This window comes from Methanosarcina sp. WH1, from assembly GCF_000970005.1.
In the GTDB taxonomy this organism is placed as follows: Archaea; Halobacteriota; Methanosarcinia; order Methanosarcinales; family Methanosarcinaceae; genus Methanosarcina.
The window spans coordinates 868367-886179 of sequence record NZ_CP009504.1 but is presented as its reverse complement, the minus strand read 5'-3'; the positions used below and the strand labels follow the sequence as shown (position 1 = coordinate 886179).

18 protein-coding genes are annotated in these 17813 nt (G+C 44.1%); 14 read left to right on the top strand and 4 right to left on the bottom strand.

Annotated features, from left to right (window positions below):
• From nifD to MSWH1_RS03975, 8 genes are all read left to right on the top strand, one after another.
• A complete protein-coding gene (gene nifD, locus MSWH1_RS04005; protein ID WP_048126285.1) occupies positions 1-1587 on the top strand; it encodes a nitrogenase molybdenum-iron protein alpha chain in 1587 nt (528 codons plus the stop codon).
• Between the two features lie 26 nt (positions 1588-1613).
• Positions 1614-2984: a nitrogenase molybdenum-iron protein subunit beta gene (nifK, locus tag MSWH1_RS04000; RefSeq protein ID WP_048126284.1), complete on the top strand. Its 1371-nt coding sequence runs from the start codon at positions 1614-1616 to the stop codon at positions 2982-2984.
• 110 nt (positions 2985-3094) lie between these two features.
• Positions 3095-4555 carry a nitrogenase iron-molybdenum cofactor biosynthesis protein NifE gene (gene nifE / locus MSWH1_RS03995; protein ID WP_082088025.1) on the top strand — a complete coding sequence of 487 codons (1461 nt, stop codon included), beginning with the start codon at positions 3095-3097 and terminating at the stop codon, positions 4553-4555.
• Between the two features lie 12 nt (positions 4556-4567).
• Positions 4568-6124 carry a nitrogenase component 1 gene (locus MSWH1_RS03990; protein WP_048126283.1) on the top strand — a complete coding sequence of 519 codons (1557 nt, stop codon included), beginning with the start codon at positions 4568-4570 and terminating at the stop codon, positions 6122-6124.
• Positions 6121-6921 carry a molybdate ABC transporter substrate-binding protein gene (gene modA, locus MSWH1_RS03985; RefSeq protein WP_048126282.1) on the top strand — a complete coding sequence of 267 codons (801 nt, stop codon included), beginning with the start codon at positions 6121-6123 and terminating at the stop codon, positions 6919-6921. The genes MSWH1_RS03990 and modA overlap by 4 nt, the downstream gene beginning before the upstream one ends.
• A gap of 15 nt (positions 6922-6936) precedes the next feature.
• A complete protein-coding gene (locus MSWH1_RS20715) occupies positions 6937-7185 on the top strand; it encodes a pentapeptide repeat-containing protein (RefSeq protein WP_082088214.1) in 249 nt (82 codons plus the stop codon).
• A gap of 34 nt (positions 7186-7219) precedes the next feature.
• A complete protein-coding gene (gene modB, locus MSWH1_RS03980) occupies positions 7220-7885 on the top strand; it encodes a molybdate ABC transporter permease subunit (RefSeq protein ID WP_048126281.1) in 666 nt (221 codons plus the stop codon).
• Positions 7886-7904: 19 nt separating this feature from the next.
• Positions 7905-9032: an ABC transporter ATP-binding protein gene (locus MSWH1_RS03975; protein ID WP_048126279.1), complete on the top strand. Its 1128-nt coding sequence runs from the start codon at positions 7905-7907 to the stop codon at positions 9030-9032.
• 787 nt (positions 9033-9819) lie between these two features.
• Here the strand turns inward: MSWH1_RS03975 and MSWH1_RS03965 are convergent.
• From MSWH1_RS03965 to MSWH1_RS03955, 3 genes are all read right to left on the bottom strand, one after another.
• A complete protein-coding gene (locus MSWH1_RS03965) occupies positions 9820-10701 on the bottom strand; it encodes a class I SAM-dependent methyltransferase (RefSeq protein ID WP_048126275.1) in 882 nt (293 codons plus the stop codon).
• Between the two features lie 186 nt (positions 10702-10887).
• Positions 10888-12081 (bottom strand): ammonium transporter, encoded by a 1194-nt coding sequence (locus tag MSWH1_RS03960; protein ID WP_048126273.1) that lies wholly within the window; start codon positions 12079-12081, stop codon positions 10888-10890.
• Between the two features lie 12 nt (positions 12082-12093).
• Positions 12094-12438 carry a P-II family nitrogen regulator gene (locus tag MSWH1_RS03955; protein WP_048126271.1) on the bottom strand — a complete coding sequence of 115 codons (345 nt, stop codon included), beginning with the start codon at positions 12436-12438 and terminating at the stop codon, positions 12094-12096.
• Positions 12439-12472: 34 nt separating this feature from the next.
• On the opposite strand from MSWH1_RS03955, the gene MSWH1_RS03950 reads away from it, so the two are divergent.
• Both MSWH1_RS03950 and MSWH1_RS03945 read left to right on the top strand, forming a co-directional pair.
• A complete protein-coding gene (locus MSWH1_RS03950) occupies positions 12473-12976 on the top strand; it encodes a hypothetical protein (RefSeq protein WP_369798576.1) in 504 nt (167 codons plus the stop codon).
• Between the two features lie 55 nt (positions 12977-13031).
• The gene (locus tag MSWH1_RS03945; protein ID WP_048126270.1) at positions 13032-13316 is read left to right on the top strand and encodes a hypothetical protein; all 285 of its coding nucleotides are present in this window, start codon (positions 13032-13034) and stop codon (positions 13314-13316) included.
• A gap of 211 nt (positions 13317-13527) precedes the next feature.
• Here the strand turns inward: MSWH1_RS03945 and MSWH1_RS17860 are convergent, their stop codons facing one another.
• Positions 13528-13710: a hypothetical protein gene (locus MSWH1_RS17860; RefSeq protein WP_231585577.1), complete on the bottom strand. Its 183-nt coding sequence runs from the start codon at positions 13708-13710 to the stop codon at positions 13528-13530.
• Between the two features lie 103 nt (positions 13711-13813).
• Between MSWH1_RS17860 and MSWH1_RS03940 the strand changes: the two genes are divergently transcribed.
• The 4 genes from MSWH1_RS03940 (at position 13814) to MSWH1_RS03925 (ending at position 16152) form a co-directional block, all read left to right on the top strand.
• The gene (locus MSWH1_RS03940) at positions 13814-14866 is read left to right on the top strand and encodes a permease (RefSeq protein ID WP_048126268.1); all 1053 of its coding nucleotides are present in this window, start codon (positions 13814-13816) and stop codon (positions 14864-14866) included.
• Positions 14867-14980: 114 nt separating this feature from the next.
• A complete protein-coding gene (locus MSWH1_RS03935) occupies positions 14981-15214 on the top strand; it encodes a thioredoxin family protein (RefSeq protein WP_048126266.1) in 234 nt (77 codons plus the stop codon).
• 99 nt (positions 15215-15313) lie between these two features.
• The gene (locus MSWH1_RS03930; protein WP_048126264.1) at positions 15314-15697 is read left to right on the top strand and encodes a putative zinc-binding protein; all 384 of its coding nucleotides are present in this window, start codon (positions 15314-15316) and stop codon (positions 15695-15697) included.
• 194 nt (positions 15698-15891) lie between these two features.
• Entirely contained in the window at positions 15892-16152 is a 261-nt protein-coding gene (locus tag MSWH1_RS03925; RefSeq protein WP_231585576.1) for a helix-turn-helix transcriptional regulator, read from the top strand.
• The last annotated feature ends 1661 nt before the right edge of the window (positions 16153-17813 follow it).

Genomic DNA, 17813 nt, shown 5'->3' with positions numbered 1-17813 from the left:
ATGGGAGCAGAAATTGAAGAAAAACAGCTTATTGTTGACAACATTTTGAAGGCGCTCCCTGAAAAGGCTGCCAGAAACCGGAGAAAACATCTCGTTGTCAGGGACTGTTCCACCGAACAGCACATCGAGGCCGACGATAAAGTAATTCCCGGAATCCTCACAAATCGCGGCTGTGCCTTTGCAGGTACCAAGGGTGTAGTCTTCGGGCCTATAAAGGATATGGTCCACCTGGTCCACGGCCCCATAGGTTGTGCTTACTACACCTGGGGAACCAGGAGAAACCTTGCCAGGGCAGAAGAAGGCGAAGACAACTTTATGAATTATTCCGTATGCACGGATATGAAGGAAACCGATATCGTCTTTGGAGGAGAAAAAAAGCTCAAAAAGGCCATTGATGAGATTGTAAAAATCTTCAATCCGGGCGCAATCACCATCTGTGCGACCTGCCCTGTAGGACTTATCGGAGACGATATAGAATCTGTTGCAAGAGAAGCTGAAGAAGAGCACGGGATCAAAGTAATTCCCGCCCGCTGCGAAGGGTACCGGGGAGTCAGTCAGTCGGCAGGTCACCACATCGCAAGCAATGCCCTGATGGAACACCTGATTGGGACAGAGGATATCAAAGACCCCACTCCCTTTGACATAAATGTGTTTGGAGAATACAATATTGGAGGAGACCTCTGGGAAGTCAAACCTATTTTTGAAAAAATCGGGTACAGAATTATCTCAAGTTTAACCGGGGACGGATCATTCCACAAAATATCGCAGGCCCATCAAGCAAAACTCAGTATCCTGCTCTGCCACCGTTCTATCAACTACACTAACAGGATGATGGAAGAAAAATACGGAGTCCCCTGGCTGAAGGTAAATTACATCGGTACGAAAGGAACTGAAAAATCCCTGCGGAAAATGGCAGAGTTCTTTGACAACCCGGAACTTACCCGAAAAACCGAGGAAACCATTGCTGAAGAAAAAGCAAAATATGCGGATGAAATCGAAAGATACAGAAAAAAACTCCAGGGAAAAACCGCTTTCATCTATGCCGGAGGCTCGAGGAGTCACCACTATATAAACCTCTTTGAAGAGCTTGGCATGAAGGTTGTTGTTGCAGGCTACCAGTTCGCCCACAGAGACGACTATGAAGGTAGACAGATCATTCCACAAATAAAGGAAAAAGCCCTTGGATCCATTCTTGAGGATGTACATTACGAAAGAGAAGAAAACTTCAAGCCTTCCATTAGCACTGAACGAATTGCAGAACTGAAAGAGAAAATCGGGCTCATGGAATACGAGGGACTTTTCCCCGAAATGAAGGATGGAACCATTGTTGTTGATGACCTTAACCATCATGAAACCGAATTCCTCGTAAAAACCCTCAAACCCGATGTCTTCTGTTCCGGGATTAAGGACAAATACTGGGCTCAGAAATTAGGAGTCCCCTCAAGGCAGATCCACTCCTATGATTACAGCGGACGTTACACAGGCTTTTCCGGAGTCCTGAATTTCGCACGGGATATTGACATGGCTATTCACAGCCCCACCTGGAGATTCATAAACCCACCGTGGAAAGGCGAAGAAGCGGAGTAAAACAAAAAAGTAAAGAGGTGTAAAAAATGCTTGATTATACCCCATGTGAAGAAGTGGAACGTTCAGCCATTACTATCAACCCTGCAAAAATCTGTCAACCAATAGGAGCCGTTTATGCGGCTCTCGGTGTGCACAATTGTATGCCCCACAGCCACGGGTCCCAGGGCTGCCTTTCCTACCTGCGTATGTGCCTGAGCAGGCATTACAGAGAGGCTGCACTGGCGACTACCAGCAGTTTTTCCGAGGGGACAGCCGTTTTCGGAGGAGCTGCAAACCTGAAGGAAGCTCTCGTCAACCTGACAAACGTATACCAGCCTGAAGTAATTGCCATTCACACCACCTGTGTGGCAGAAACCATTGGAGACGATGTTGGAGTCATCTTAGAAGATGTGAGTGCTGAAGAGCTTATTGACCCATCCATCAAAATATGTGCAGCTTCCACTCCAAGTTATGTCGGTACTCACATAACCGGCTATGACAACATGGTAAAGGCTTTTGTAACTACCTTTGCCAAAAAAACCAAGCCAAACGGGAAACTCAACATCATCCCCGGCTTTGTAGAACCTGCAGATATCAGGGAAATCAAACGTATACTCTCGATAATGGGAATTTCCAGTATTGTCTTCCCGGACACCACGAATGTCTTTGATGCACCCCTGACAAAAGAACATACCTTTTACCCCAAAGGCGGGACCCCGATCGGAGACATCGAAGATTCCGCAAACTCCCTGGGGACCATTGCGGCCTGCAAGATGGCAGGAGGTTCTGCAGCAAAGATCCTTGAAAGCCGTTTCAAGATCCCTGCCAGAGTAGGGCCCACCCCCATAGGAATCAGAAACACTGACCGTTTCGTCATGAACGCGGCAAAACTTGCCAACGTGGCGATTCCCCCCGAACTCGAAGACGAAAGGGGAAGACTTGTAGACATGATGACTGACGCCCACCCCCACTACCATGGAAAAAAGGTAGCCATTTACGGGGATCCGGACATACTCTCAGGGCTTACGAGCCTTGTGCTGGAAATGGGCATGGAACCGAGTGTTGTCCTCACCGGAACCCAGAACTCAGAGTTTGAGAAAGAAGTAGAAGGACTCATAGGTTCCGAATACCCGGACGCCGATATAATCTCGGGTGGGGACCTCTTCATGCTCCACCAGATCATCAAGCGAAAGCCCGTGGACCTCCTAATCGGCAATACATACGGGAAATTCATATCAAGGGCAGAGGATGTGCCCCTGGTCAGAGTAGGCTTCCCGATCATGGATAGGGCAAACCTGCACTACTTCCCAATCATGGGGTACGCCGGAGCTGCACGACTGGTGGAGCGCATAGGAAACACCCTGCTTGACAGGAAAGACAGAGATGCGCCAGACTGGCTGCTTGAAACCATCCAGTAAGGGCCCGACTTCAAAATAACTATTTTCAGAAGAGAACTGAGAAAATCAGAATAACTGGAGAACCAGCCGCTGCAAATCAGAAAAGCAGAAGCAGTAAGGGGGAGAAATAGATGAAAGAGAAAACCGGGATAGTGGATACTCTCGAAGAAAGGCAACCATACATCACCAGAAAGCAAGAAAAGGGGCAGACAATACCCCTTGCCTGCGACAACAATTCTCTGGCAGGAGCCATCAGCCAGCGGGCTTGCGTCTATTCGGGAGCCAGGGTTGTTTTAAACCCAGTAACTGATGCAGTTCACCTGGTCCACGGCCCAATCGGCTGTGCAGGCTATACCTGGGACATCAGGGGTGCAAAGTCCAGTGGAATTGAAACAAACCGCAGCAGTTTCAGCACGGACATGAAAGAAATCGATATCGTCTTCGGAGGAGAGGAAAAGCTCTCAAATGCAATCGACGAACTGGCAGGCATCTACCACCCCCCGGTGATCTTTGTGTATTCCACATGCATTGTAGGAATTATTGGGGATGACCTTGATTCCGTATGCAAAACAGCAAGTCAGAAGCACAATATCCCGGTACTCCCCGTAAAGTCCGAAGGCTTCAAAGGCAACAAGTCCGACGGGTACAAGGCAGCTTGTGATGCCTTAAAGCAGCTTATCAAAAGACCGGAAGAGGAAACTGCAGAAAAGAAGCCCGGGGTAAACCCCAAAATCAGAAAACCAAAGATTAACATCCTCGGGGACTTCAATGTAGCCGGGGACGTCTGGCTTGTAAAACCCCTCTTTGAGCAGATGGGAATCGAAGTCATAGTTTCCATGACCGGAGATTCGACTGCCAAATCCATCACGAGGGCAGCGGAAGCAGACCTCAACCTCGTCCAATGCAGCGGGTCAATGGCCTACCTTGCAAAATGGATGCAGAAAGAGTATGGGATTCCATACCAGACAATAAGTTTCTTCGGAATCGAAGACATTTCCATTGCTCTTCGAAAGACTGCGGAATACTTTGACTCCGAAGAGATGAAAAAGATAGCAGAAGAAATCCTGGAGACAGAAACGAACCGGATAATGCCTGACATTTCCCGGATCAGAGAGAGGATCAAAGGAAAAAAGGCCGCCATCTACATGGGCGGACCTGCAAAAGCCCTCACGCTTATCAAAGGTTTTGCGGAACTTGGCATGGAAGTGGTCATCATCGGGACCCAGACCGGGAAAAAGGAAGACTACGAGCAGATCAGTTATTCTGTTCGGGATGGAACGGTCATTGTAGACGATGCAAACCCCCTGGAACTTGCCGAATTGCTCGTGAAACAGAAAGCTGACCTGATGGTTGCAGGCGTGAAAGAGAGGTTTATCGCATACAAGCTGGGAGTTGCATTCTGCGACTTCAACCACGACAGGGTGATGGAATTTGAAGGCTTTGACGGCTTTGTAAACTTCGCACGGGAAGTGGATGCCTCCATTAACAGTCCTGTCTGGAAAGCTGTCAGGCAGAGGACACTTGAACCCGAATCCCTGAAACCGGGGTATTTACACTCCAAGTCGGATGCTGCAGTTGAGAGCCATGTATGAGGAAGCGATGAGATGACTAAAAGAAACTATACGACCGTGAACCCCTGTGTTATGTGCCAGCCCATGGGAAGTGCCCTTGCCTTTAAAGGGATTGAAAATACCATGGTCCTCTACCACGGCTCGCAGGGCTGCAGCACCTATATGCGCCTGCACCTTGCCCACCACTTCAGAGAACCTGTAGATATTGCCTCAAGCTCCCTCAGTGAAAAGGGAGCAATCTATGGAGGCAGGGAAAACCTGAAAAAGGGACTTAGAAACGTCATCAACAGGTACAAACCGAAGGTAATAGGCGTTGCAACCACCTGCCTTGCCGAAACAATTGGCGATGACGTACCTGCAATTATCAGGGAATTTAAAGAGGAAGAGGGGATCGGAGACGATCTCGAAAAAGACATCATAATCATTTCCGTTTCCACTCCCAGCTATGGAGAAAGCCATGTAAGTGGCTATATAAAAGCCCTGGATGCCATTGTCAGGAAGTTTACAGAAAAGCCGGAAGATCCAGAAAAAACAAAAATCCTGGAAGACATCGAGTTCCTGGATTATATGGAAGACCTGGAAATTATAGAGTATGCGGAAACCCTGGAAAAAGAAAAGGCAGAGGAAAACGTCGGGGAAGCAAAAAATCCTGACATGACAGAAGTCCTGAAAAGCAAACTCAACCTTATTCCGGTCGAAAGCGTCTCCCCGGCTGATGTGAGGGAACTCAAAGAAATCCTTGCAGAGACTGCAGGAGATTACATATTCCTTCCGGACATTTCCGAAACCTTTGACGCACCCCTGGGAGAAGAACTCCCCAAAATAGCGGCGGGAGGCACTGCACTTTCCGAAATTGCCGACATGTCCAACAGCAGAGCAAGCCTTGGCCTGGGTGTTGTCAGCACAAACCTGGCTGTGAGATACCTTGAAGCTTCCCACGGGGTTTCCGGACACAATGTCCCCATCCCCATAGGACTCTCAAACACCGACCTTTACTTTACGGAACTGGTTCGCATCCTTAGCTGCCCTATCCCTGAGAAATATCAGAAAGAGAGGGGAAGGCTCCTTGATGCTATGGTGGACGTGCACAAGTACCTTTACGGGGTAAAGGCAGCCGTCTACGGAGATCCGGACACTGTATTTAGCCTGACGACTTTCATGCTGGAACTCGGAATGAACCCCGTCCTGGTAGCAACCGGAAGCAAAAGCCGGGACTTTGAAAAGAAAATAAAACAAATCTTTGAAGAGATAAGGCCGGAACTAGAACCTGTGGCTCTGGACGGGATTGACTTTGACAGCCTCAACGACGCAGTCAGCGAATGCAACCCCGAAATCCTGATAGGGAACTCAAACGGGAGATACATTGCCAAAGCACACGATATTCCTCTTGTAAGGGTCGGTCTGCCAATCCACGACAGAGTAGGCGCACAGCGCATCCTTACTGTAGGATACAGGGGAGCCCTGGAACTTCTGGACAGGATAACCAACACCATCCTTGAAGCTACTGATACTTTCACCGCACCTGAACAGATAGAACCGGCTGCATATACCGGCCAGGGAACAAAAGATGATTGCGCAGAGGGAGCATGAACGAAAGTAAAGCAAAAAAGCTGATACTTCCAATACTTGCAGCTGCCCTCTGCCTTGGGATAGTAGCCTTCTTCGGAGTATCCCTGGGAACAGAAGAAAAGCCGGCCACCATCACTGTTTCGGCTGCAGCAAGCCTGACCGAGGCTTTTATTGACATTACCAGCGAATTTGAAGCCGCCAATCCGGACACGAAGGTGGAACTGAACTTCGCAGGTTCGGGTACCCTGAGGATGCAGATTGAAGGGGGAGCCCCTATTGATGTGTTCGCTTCGGCTTCCCAGGCCCATATGGACCTCCTCTCGGAGGAAAACCTGATTGAAAACAGCTCAAGAAAGAATTTTGCAGCAAACACCCTCGTAATGGTCGTACCTGAGAAAAACGGAGCTGAAACCCCGAAGTCCTTAGAAGACCTGACTGCAGAATATGTGGAAAAAATAGCAATCGGAAACCCTGAAAGTGCACCTGTTGGCAAGTATACAAAGCAGGCAATGGAAGACACCGGAGTCTGGGAAGAACTTGAAAGCAAAGTCATCCTTGCAGAAAATGTAAAACAGGTACTCACTTATGTGGAGACAGGAGAAGTCGATGCAGGATTCGTATACATGACAGATGCCGAAAGCGGCCGGAAAGACATGTATGAAATAACGTACATGGTCCCGGTTAGCGAATCGATTTCCTACCCCATAGCAGTGTTAAGCAAATCAACAAATAAGGAAGGAGCGCAGGAATTCGTTGATTTCGTAACCGGAACCAGAGGACAGGAGATCCTGACAGAATACGGCTTCAAAGCGGCATAATAGCTCCGGACTCATATAACTCTAAATCAAATAAATCTGAATCAAATAAATCTGAATCAAATAAATCTGAATCAAATAAATCTGAATCAAATAAATCTGAATCAAATAAATCTGAATCAAATAAATCTGAATCAAATAAATCTGAATCAAATAAATCTGAATCAAATAAATCTGAATCAAATAAATCTGAATCAAATAACTCCGAATCAAGAAATAAAAAACAGAAAATGCGAACGAGAAATCCGAAAGCGATTTAAACTCTAAGACCCGGAAAAAACACAAAAATGGGAAGGATTTGATGGAAACCTTTCAACTAATCGCGTCCCCACTTCTACTTACCCTCAAAATTTCCATCATTGCAACCCTTTTTGTGACGATTCTGGGGATTATAATTGCTTATATACTGGCAAAAAGGGAGTTTCCTGGGAAATGGATAGCTGACACGATGATTACCCTGCCCATGATTCTTCCCCCAACGGTAACAGGGTATATCCTTGTTATCCTGTTGGGAAAAAACGGAATTTTAGGAAGCATCTTCACCAAAATTACGGGGAATGGCATCCTCTTTACCTGGCAGGCAGCAGCCATTGCGGCTTTTGTTGTCTCTTTGCCCCTGATGGTTAAGACCACCACCTCCGCCATCGGGGCAGTAGACAGGAGTGTTGAGGAAGCTGCCTGTATTCTGGGGAGAAGTGAATTCGAAACTGCGCTCTTCATAACCCTGCCCCTTGCAAAGAAAGGTATCATTGCAGGTTGCGTCCTGAGTTTCGCAAGGGCTGTCGGAGAGTTCGGAGCAACCTTGATGGTCGCAGGAAATATCCAGGGAAAGACCAGCACCATGCCTCTTTCCATCTACGGAGCATACCAGTCAGGAAATAATGAACTTGCGAACATGCTTGTGATTATCCTGGTTGCCATATCCCTTATAACGATTGCAGCCACCAGCAAACTGGGAGAACGATGAAAAAAAGGTGAGAGTAGGGATGACTGTTGAAGTTGACATTGAAAAGAAATTCTACAAAAGGAAAAACAGGAAAAAGAAAGGTGAAAACCCCAGCTTTTCAATGCACTGCAGCTTTGATGCCGATTCCGATTTTGTGGTCCTGTTCGGCTGTTCCGGATCAGGAAAAACCACGGCTCTCCGCTGCATTGCAGGGCTTGAAAACCCGGATGCAGGGACTATAAAGATTAACGGTACCGTGTACTTTGATAGCAGGAAAAAAATAAACCTGCCCCCCCAGAAGCGAAAAATCGGGTACATGTTCCAGGAAAATGCCCTCTTCCCGCATATGAACGTGCGCCAGAACATCGAGTTCGGGCTAAAAGGCCTGAGCTCCATGGAAAAAACGGACAGGGTAAACGAGATGCTGGGTCTTGTGGGGATAGAAAAACTTGAGTTTGCATACCCGGACGAACTTTCAGGCGGCCAGAAACAGAAAGTTGCACTTACCCGCGCCCTTGCCCCGGGCCCCAAAGTCCTGCTCCTGGACGAGCCATTTTCAGCCCTAGACACCGTAGTTCGCCTGAAATTGAGAAAAGAACTGCGGACGATCCAGAAAAGGCTCGGGATTCCTGTGATATTCATTACCCATGACCCTGTCGAAGCCTTTACCATGGCAGACCGAATGGCAGTCTTTGACGAGGGCAGGGTGCAGCAGATCGGTTCCCCTGAGAATGTCTTTTACCACCCAAAAACTCGCTATGTGGCTGAACTTGTGGGTTTCCTGAACCTCTTTGATAATGCCGTGATCGGAGGCCATGGCAAAGGAGCCGAATGTACCTTCCTCTGGTCCCTTGGAACGGAAATTACCGCTCCCTACATCGAACGCAAGGCAGGAGACAGGGTCAGCTGGGGCATTCGACCTGAGAATGTCGAGCTTGTGGACAGGAGGAATATGCATATCCTACAGGAAGGGAGGAAAAACCTCTTCGACGGGGTAATAATGAACGTGGTGAACAAAGGCACCAGCCGGATCATGTCCCTGATACTTAAAGAAAGCGAGGACGTCCTGAAGGTAGAGGTCGCAAACCATGTCTTTGAATCATTAAAAATAGGTACCGGAGACGAATGCATGGTCAGGCTCAGAGCCTCGGATATGATCGTCTTCTGACTGCCCGAGTTGCGCCGCCCGAATTGCGCTTTGGGATCGCAGGAAATCGAAGATTTTCTGGGAGTTGCGATGTAATCGCAACAGTACGCGGTCCTTTTCGCTACGCTCAAGAGGACGAATTTATGGTTTAGAGTAGTGAGCTGCGAGACGGTCGCAGGCTGAATTGGGGTAGCATGATCCTACCCGCCTTTACTTCCGAATTTCAAGCGTCCAGGCTATTTTTAGATTTTCACATCCACATTTTAAGCATACCGTTTTAGGGGTTACATCCTGCTGTCCCTGAAAACAGTCTTATGTGATTTATTATGGGGAAATACAGTGGGGTAAATATAAATATATAAAAAGAGTACACTTACATATGAAGTTATTGGACACAGTTTTTGAAAAAATGAATATCTTTGACACCAGATGTGAATACATATCGGAATGTGCTTTGTATAAAGAGGATTCATTTATGTGTACAAAAGAATTAGATAAGTATTATTGTGGGGCATATAAGCAGTTTTTACAGGAAGACTAAAATATTATACACAGATGCCAAAATATAAAATCCGACACATCAATAGTACAAATTGTTAAGTGAGGCATCATGACAAATTGCGTCCATTCCCTAACAGATTTTCAAAATATTAACAGATAAGAGGATTGAGCAAGGTATCGATTATCAGTAAATAGGGCAATGTATAAGAATGGATTGAAAGGTAACAGGAGATACATTCATGTGCCTGACAGTCTTTCGATCCATTTTTGAGATTATTTTTCTTGATTCATCATCTTTTACAGGATTTTATTCTCGTTTTACGGCTTTAAGGGCAACTGCTCCTTCCAGATTTTCCGTTTCCACATTGAAACCCACATCTTCAAAAAGCTCCTTCCATGCAGCTTCCGAGAGTTGAGGGCCGTGGTGGTGGTGATGTGCCAGCGGCTCAACTGCAGTTAATAACCCGCCTTTTTTCAGCACTCTTTTAATTTCGAAAAGAGCGAATTTAATGTCTTCAAGGTGATGAAGCATCAAAAAACAGGTAACTGCATCCATCGAACCTTCTTCAAAAGACAGGGCATAGGCACTCCCGGTCCTGAACTCAACGTTTTCGATACCAAGGACTTCTGCATTCATCTGTGCCTGCCCTGTGAGGGAGTCGTGAAGATCAAGGCCATAGACCTGGGAATCAGGGTTATTTTTTGCAAGCTCCATTGTAAGGGTTCCAAAACCGCTGCCAATATCAAGGATAGTTCCCCCTTTTATTCCGGGAATCACATCGGTAAGCACCTGTGCCCTCACGCGAGCCATGCGGTCTTCAGGAAACTTCGCATTTTTTGCTTTTTCGGCATCTATTGATGTAAAAGGAAGGATAGCATAAACCTTTGACCCGTTAACTGCCATCAGGCCCCGTACGTAAGCACTGCCTGTATCGGCTACGACCAGCTCCACGACCGAAACTCCGGCATCCTTACAAAAGCGCAAATTCCACGTCTCCTTTTTTTCAGGGAACCGGATATTCAGAGGAGTGTGCACTACAATATAATGTGAATAGTCCTCTTTGAAATATGCTGATACGGCTTCAGGCTCATTAAGGCGGATTTCGCTTATGCTTTCCCTGAAAAGGGAGAGAATTTGCAGGGAAGTTTCATCTGCCTCGTTTCTTACGCTTCCAATTTCTCCGAACATACTTCTAAATTTGATTTAAAGAATAAAAGCTCTCTTATGGAAGGAACTTAAGAAAAAAATCTAAAAGAAACTAAAAAAGTCTAAAAGAAACCAAAAAAGTCTAAAAAAACCAAAAAAAGAATGCAGGTAAAAGGTTGAAAAAAAGGAGAAGAAAAATTAAAAGTACGGATAAAGATTTACCTGCACTCAAATGTTATATGCGGATTCTCCATGCTGTGTCTTATCAAGCCCAATGTTTTCTTCACTCTCAGAAACCTTGAACCCGATGGTCTTCTGGAGGACCAATCCTATTATGAGTGTGCAAGCAACCGCATAAACAATCGTAATAATAACTCCTTCGACCTGGATGAACAACTGGTGCGAATCGCCAAGGAGAAGACTTGTGGCACCCACACTTGCGAACACTCCCGTTAAGATAGCGCCGGTTATTCCACCAACCCCGTGGACTCCAAAAGCATCAAGTGAGTCATCATACCCGAGCTTGCCTTTGAGCATCACAGCCTTATAACATATAACCCCTGCAATTAAACCCATTACTAGAGCTGCCATTGGCGTGACAAAACCAGCAGCGGGAGTGATTACGACGAGTCCCGCAAGGATGCCTGTAGCAAACCCCAGGGCTGTTGGTTTTCCAGTGGACATCCATTCTATCGCCATCCAGGAAAGGCCTGCAGCTGCGGGTGCAATGAATGTTGTAATAAATGCAAGACCTGCAACCTCATTTGCGGCAAGAGCCGATCCGGCATTGAACCCAAACCATCCAAACCAAAGAAGCCCTGTACCAAGAAGGGTGAGGGTAACATTGTGCGGCTTAATCGAATCGATGCCGTACCCCTTCCTCTTTCCGAGGAAGACCAGAATTGCAAGGGAGGAGATACCTGATGTTACATGGACAACCGTGCCGCCCGCAAAGTCAAGGGCTTCTCCAGTAAGAAAGCCGCCGCCCCAGACCCAGTGACAAACAGGCGCGTAGACGATAAGCCCCCAGAGGGCTATGAAAGCGATGTATGAACTGAATTTAGCACGCCCGACAATGGCTCCGGAGATAAGAGCAGGCGTAATTACAGCAAACATCCCCTGAAACACAACAAATGCATATGTGGGAATGGTACCTGATACCGAGTAAAGGTCAATTCCCCGCAGGAATGCGTGTTCAAGGTCGCCTATGAACCAGTTTCCGGTTCCAAAAGCAAGAGAATAACCTATTACCACCCATTCTATGGTCATGACACCCATTGCGGCAAAGGAGTGCATCATGCTACTAAGGACATTCTTACGCCTGACCATCCCACCGTAGAAAAAAGCAAGCCCTGGAAGCATGAATAATATAAGCGCGGATGAAATCAATACCCAAACAAGATCTGCTGCTACAATAGCCATTTTTACCTCACCTCAAATAGCATCAGATCCGGTTTCACCTGTGCTGATCCTGATGACATCTTCAAGTGGGAGAACAAAGATTTTGCCGTCCCCGATATGACCGCTATTGGTCTTTGCCCCTTTCTGGATCGCAGCGATCGTCGGTTCCAAAAAATTATCATTTACTGCGATGTCAAGCCTTATTTTTTCAAGGAGATTTACTTCAAGTTCCAGTGCCCTGTAGACTTCCAGATGCCCCTTTTGCGCACCGTATCCGGAAGCTGCCGATACTGTCAACCGGTTTACTTCGACTTTCTGAAGTTCTCGTTTGACCGACTCAAGCCTTTCCGGTCTTATTATTGCTATTACATATTTCATTGCGACCACCAGTAGGTAACTTACTTCTTAGACAATATATTTAAACATACCTATATATTATAATAAGGAAGAAAAACCAAAATTTGTAGGGCTTATGACAGGGGCTGTTGCAGGTCTTGCGACCATTACCCCTGCAGCAGGCCTTGTTTCCTTGCATGTGGCTGCATTAATGGGCATCGTCGGAGCTATTGTCTGCTACTTTGCGGTACATATTAAAAACAGGATGAAATGGGACGATGCCCTGGACGTATGGGGAGTTCATGGAATAGGAGGAGTAACAGGAACAATTCTCCTTGGAGTCTTTGCTTCAACCGCCATAAATCCGGCAGGATCTAACGGATTGCTTTACGGTGGCACTGCGTTCTTTATCAAAGAACTCGTGGTTGTTGCAGGTGCTTCAATCTATGCATTTATATTTACCTACATTATGCTGATGCTCATAAATGCAATAACTCCGGTTAAAGTTTCAGATGCAGAAGAGCTTGCAGGCCTGGATATATCCATGCATGGTGAATGTACCTACGATGCGATTCACTGATAAATCCCTTAAAACCTATTGCTTCAACAATATTCATCATACAGGACTGTATTATATGGCTGAAAAGCTTCCACGTGAGGTTATTGAGGAATTGGAACGGGTAAGCCGACTGCATGAGCAGGCAGTCTGTGACCACGAAAAATGCAGGGAATTTAGTGAAAAGTTATCCGGCCTTCTTGTCAAGCTGGAGGATATGAAGTTTTATCGGACAGCTGACAGGTTAATGGGTGTCCTCATAAACTGCAGCCCAAAAGAAGCATCTCACTGCGAAAAATCAACACTTGTCGGGGAAATGATTAAAAACATGGCAAAAGAGGCACAAAACGAACCCAAGAAATGAGAGCTGAAAATTGTGCTATTTGAAGTTATCCGGGACTTTAGAGTTCCCGTATAAGCGGCTCATTTCTCTTCCCATGAATTTAACGCGGAATATAGAACATTACAAAAACGCCCACAAGTGAAATCAATGCCCCTATAATTTAATACCTATCAGGTATATTTTTATCGACAAAAAAGCCCCGTATAAGAGAGGAAGTGATAAAAATTCTTCATTAAGTCACGTATATCCTGTGGAAATAAGAAGGTTGGAAAGTAGGTACGACCCCGTACAGAAACAGGATTACTGCTCCGAGAAATGCAAAAACGAGTCCACTACCTTCACACAACCATAACCAGACCAGATATCCACCTTCGATTTCAAAAATACCTGCAAGGATAAACAGAATACAGACCAAGAAGTTATTTCAAATAAATTTGAAATAGGAAATTTTATATAGGTTCTTTCAAATATATTTGAAATAACAGAAACAAATCTGGATAAATACCCCTGGTGGAAAAATGACTCTTGATTATATCACTTATCTCATATCCGTAGGGCTTCAGTCAGTGCAGGAGTATCTGGCACTCCATGTGTTGATGTGCCTTGTGCCTGCCTTTTTCCTGGCTGGTGCGATTGCCTCCCTCTTTTCCAAGGAATCTGTGCTTAAGTTCTTCGGAGCGGACGCCCCCAAATATGTCTCGTACACGGTAGCTGCGGTTTCAGGCTGCCTCCTTGCGGTTTGCAGCTGTACGGTGCTTCCCCTCTTTGCAGGGATATATAAACGGGGGGCAGGCATAGGTCCTGCAACCACCTTTTTATTCTCTGCCCCTGCGATCAATATCCTTGCAATTGTCTATACGGCAAAAATCCTGGGATATGACCTCGGAGCAGCCCGTGCCTTTGCGGCAATTCTTCTTTCCGTACTTGTTGGTTTAGTTATGGCTCTTGCGTATGAAGGAAAAGCAACCGAACGCAAGTCCATAAAGACTTTCGGAGAAGAAGAACATAAACACAGCGTTGAACTCTTTATTGTGCTAATTGCAGTTCTTATAGCCCCCGAGCTGATGTCCTCCTGGGGCTGGAAGTATACAACTCAGTTTCTTGTCTGGATCCCAATGCTGGTAATTACAGCATTCCTATCTTTAAAATGGTTTTCAAAAGAAGAAATAGAAAGCTGGATGGGAGAAACCTGGTTCCTGATAAAACAGATCACCCCTCTGCTCCTGCTGGGAGTTTTCTTTGCCGGGATTGCGGTAGTCGTACTCCCCAAAGAGTTAGTAGCGGCTTTTGTGGGAGGAAATTCTCTTACTTCAAACTTTATTTCCTCAGTAGCCGGAGCCTTCATGTATTTTTCCACTCTCACTGAAGTGCCAATCATCAAAGCTCTCACGCTGCTTGGAATGGGAAAAGGTCCTTCTCTTGCCATGCTCCTTGCAGGTCCAGCACTCAGTCTACCGAATATGATTGTTATCAACAGGATCATGGGGCCAAAAAAAGGCATGACCTACATCTCCCTCGTGGTTTTGATTGCGACCGTTTCAGGGTATATATTCGGAGTTATGTTTGTATAAACGAAAAAAGAGAATATGGATCAAATCAAAATAATGTCATAAATAATTTTCATGAAGCTTATATCTAAATATATCACAATAAATAAAGAAATAATTAAGCAATAGGTGAAATGTATGAAAATAGAAGTACTGGGTTCAGGTTGCGCAAAATGCAATAAGACAAAAGAAATGGCTGAAAAAGCTGTCAAGGAAATGGGTGTTGAAGCCGAAATTGTCAAGGTAGAGGACTTTGACAAAATACTGGGATATGGGGTCATGATCACTCCTGCTCTTGTTATTGACGGAGATGTTAAAGTCGCAGGTAAAGTCCCAAGTGTAGAAGACATCAAAAAGTGGATTGCAAAATAAGGAATGAAAACTACAGGTTTTCAAAATAATCAGGGACAAAATACTAGCAATAGTAACAATCAAAAGCAGAAAAAATGTAAAGAAAGGAGTATAAAAACAATGTCAGAAGAAGTAAAATGTGCATGCGGGACAGCAAACGTAGGGATCTTTGCCTGCAGCGGAGGGTCCAACGTAGGCCAGATCGCAAACAAAGTCGCAATCGAACTTACAAAGCAGGAAGTTGGGAAAATGATGTGCACAGTCGGGATCGGCGGCAGGATTAAAGGCCTTATGAAATCGGCCGAAGGTTCCGAAAGGCTCATAGCCATTGACGGCTGCCCCTTAAACTGCACAAAAGAGACCCTGGAGCTTGCCGGTTTTGTCCCTGACAGGCACATTGTGATCTCCGAGTTAGGGATCAAAAAAAGCAAAGACCTGGACCTCAAGGATGAAGAAGTTAAAGAAGCCCTGGATAAGATAAAGGAGATACTGCAGTCCGATTGATCTTCAATTCGCTCTTTTTTACAATTAACATATTTTTTTAGGGACCTGTTTTGGCAGGGTTTTGGATTTTTTGAACCTCAAACCAGTTTTAGAGGCAATGTATGGTCCAGACTCCTGCAAGCCACAGGCACCCCACAATATTTACCAGGCCTTAAGAAAAGTATTTATACGGCTATAATTCAATGATTGATTATATGATTAATGAAGAAAATGTAAAGGTTTTCAAAGCCCTGAGTGAGGAAACCAGATATAAAATCATAAAAGTCCTGCTTGAAGGGGAAAAATGTGCATGTGAGATTCCTGACCTCATAGGCAAGACCCAGTCCAATACCTCGATGCATCTAGCAAAACTGCAGGACTGGGGTATCATCAAGGTAAGAAAGGACGGAAAGATGAGGCTTTATTCCATAGACAACGAAAAAGTCCGGAAGCTTCTGAAGTTACTTGAAGAATAAGTTCTATCTCAATCCTTTAGTACTTTTTGAGACTTTTTATTATTTTCTGATCTTAAGATATTCTATCTAAATCGTGCAAAACAGAAAAATTTCAATTATATTTCAACGAATCCTCTATTTAGGAGAAAAGAAAACATCTTAATAGATACGTCAATGGTAAAAACAGTAGTTAATGGTAATATTCTAATCCCCTTGTAATAGATACGTCAATGGTAAAAACGGTAGTTAATGGTAATATTCTAATCCCCTTACCAAAAATTCGGGTTGAAAATCGATACTATCCTATGTTTTCCATATGTTCTCCTACTCATTTTAATGATTATGGCAGTAAATTACATGTGAACTCTTTACACTCACTTTATTCTATCAAGTTACAGCATTATAGTTCGCAATGTTACATACTGATTTATCCTACTTGTAAGAAGCCTTTTCATGATCAGATTATTGGTGTTTCTGGTTCTGCAAATTACATTTCTGAATAGGTTCTGCAAATTACATTTCTGAATAGGTTCTGCAAATTACATTTCTGAATAGGTTCTGCAAATTACATTTCTGAATAGGTTCTGCAAATTACATTTCTGAATATTATGAGAAACAAATGAATGTTAGATATGATGGACAATGCAGTCTACACAATTCTCAACAAATTGGAGAAATATACACCGAAGGCTTGACTGCATTCTGTGGAAGAGCTCCTTGTGCAACTTCACCGTGGTTATATGAACAAAAACGTGGCTTCGAATTTACAGCAAATTCGTGACACTGTCGCATATATTCAAGAGATACAAGAATTTGACTCTAATCTGGAACTTTAAGAAGCGTTTTACAAAGTGATTTGTTACGTAGAAGAGATTTTTAAGAAGAATGTAAGCTTCTTGAAAAAAGGTTTTACACCTGAGACGGATAATACAATAGAACAGATATTTTCTTTGATATGTGATATAGCAGACAAAGCAAGATCAATTAAAACAGATAGTGGTCTAACTAATTTTTGTTATAAATTATATATTTATTTAAATCAGTGATGTTTTAGTACTGGTAAATGGAAAGGATTCTCACCCTTAATGAGGGCAAGATTCCAATATGGTTCTGAGTGAAGGAAAGGAAAAACGGAAACTTATAACCGAAACTTGAAATCTTATAGCGGTAGCTAATGAAAATTTCCACAAAAACCAGATATTTATTAAAAATATTGAACAAGTTCTTGTCTGAATATATCAACTTTTCCAAAATGGGTAGATTGGTTTATTCAAGTTATGATAAAATTTTATGATTTTTTTAAATCAAGTTATGATGAAATTTTATGATTTTTTTAAATCAAGTTATGATAAAATTTTATGATTTTTTTAAATCAAGTTATGATGAAATTTTATGATTTTTTTAAATCAAGTTATGATGAAATTTTATGATTTTTTTAAATCAAGTTATGATGAAATTTTATGATTTTTTTAAATCAAGTTATGATGAAATTTTATGATTTTTTTAAATCAAGTTATGATGAAATTTTATGATTTTTTTAAATCAAGTTATGATAAAATTTTATGATTTTTTTGAAATTGGAGAAGAACCAGAAAAAATTAAAAAAACTCCAGTTCTTCCATGTTTAATTTATTGAGATGGTATCGAAGAGATGTTTCGAACGCAACATCCTGATATCGCGC

Coding starts and splice junctions, on each gene's coding strand:
- MSWH1_RS03945 (WP_048126270.1), top strand. CDS start 13,032: ATGGCTGAAAAGCTTCCACGTGAGGTTATTGAGGAATTGGAACGGGTA.
- modA (WP_048126282.1), top strand. CDS start 6,121: ATGAACGAAAGTAAAGCAAAAAAGCTGATACTTCCAATACTTGCAGCT.
- nifD (WP_048126285.1), top strand. CDS start 1: ATGGGAGCAGAAATTGAAGAAAAACAGCTTATTGTTGACAACATTTTG.
- MSWH1_RS03935 (WP_048126266.1), top strand. CDS start 14,981: ATGAAAATAGAAGTACTGGGTTCAGGTTGCGCAAAATGCAATAAGACA.
- MSWH1_RS03990 (WP_048126283.1), top strand. CDS start 4,568: ATGACTAAAAGAAACTATACGACCGTGAACCCCTGTGTTATGTGCCAG.
- MSWH1_RS03965 (WP_048126275.1), bottom strand. CDS start 10,701: ATGTTCGGAGAAATTGGAAGCGTAAGAAACGAGGCAGATGAAACTTCC.
- modB (WP_048126281.1), top strand. CDS start 7,220: ATGGAAACCTTTCAACTAATCGCGTCCCCACTTCTACTTACCCTCAAA.
- nifE (WP_082088025.1), top strand. CDS start 3,095: ATGAAAGAGAAAACCGGGATAGTGGATACTCTCGAAGAAAGGCAACCA.
- MSWH1_RS03955 (WP_048126271.1), bottom strand. CDS start 12,438: ATGAAATATGTAATAGCAATAATAAGACCGGAAAGGCTTGAGTCGGTC.
- MSWH1_RS03930 (WP_048126264.1), top strand. CDS start 15,314: ATGTCAGAAGAAGTAAAATGTGCATGCGGGACAGCAAACGTAGGGATC.
- MSWH1_RS03940 (WP_048126268.1), top strand. CDS start 13,814: ATGACTCTTGATTATATCACTTATCTCATATCCGTAGGGCTTCAGTCA.
- nifK (WP_048126284.1), top strand. CDS start 1,614: ATGCTTGATTATACCCCATGTGAAGAAGTGGAACGTTCAGCCATTACT.
- MSWH1_RS03975 (WP_048126279.1), top strand. CDS start 7,905: ATGACTGTTGAAGTTGACATTGAAAAGAAATTCTACAAAAGGAAAAAC.
- MSWH1_RS03925 (WP_231585576.1), top strand. CDS start 15,892: ATGATTAATGAAGAAAATGTAAAGGTTTTCAAAGCCCTGAGTGAGGAA.
- MSWH1_RS03960 (WP_048126273.1), bottom strand. CDS start 12,081: ATGGCTATTGTAGCAGCAGATCTTGTTTGGGTATTGATTTCATCCGCG.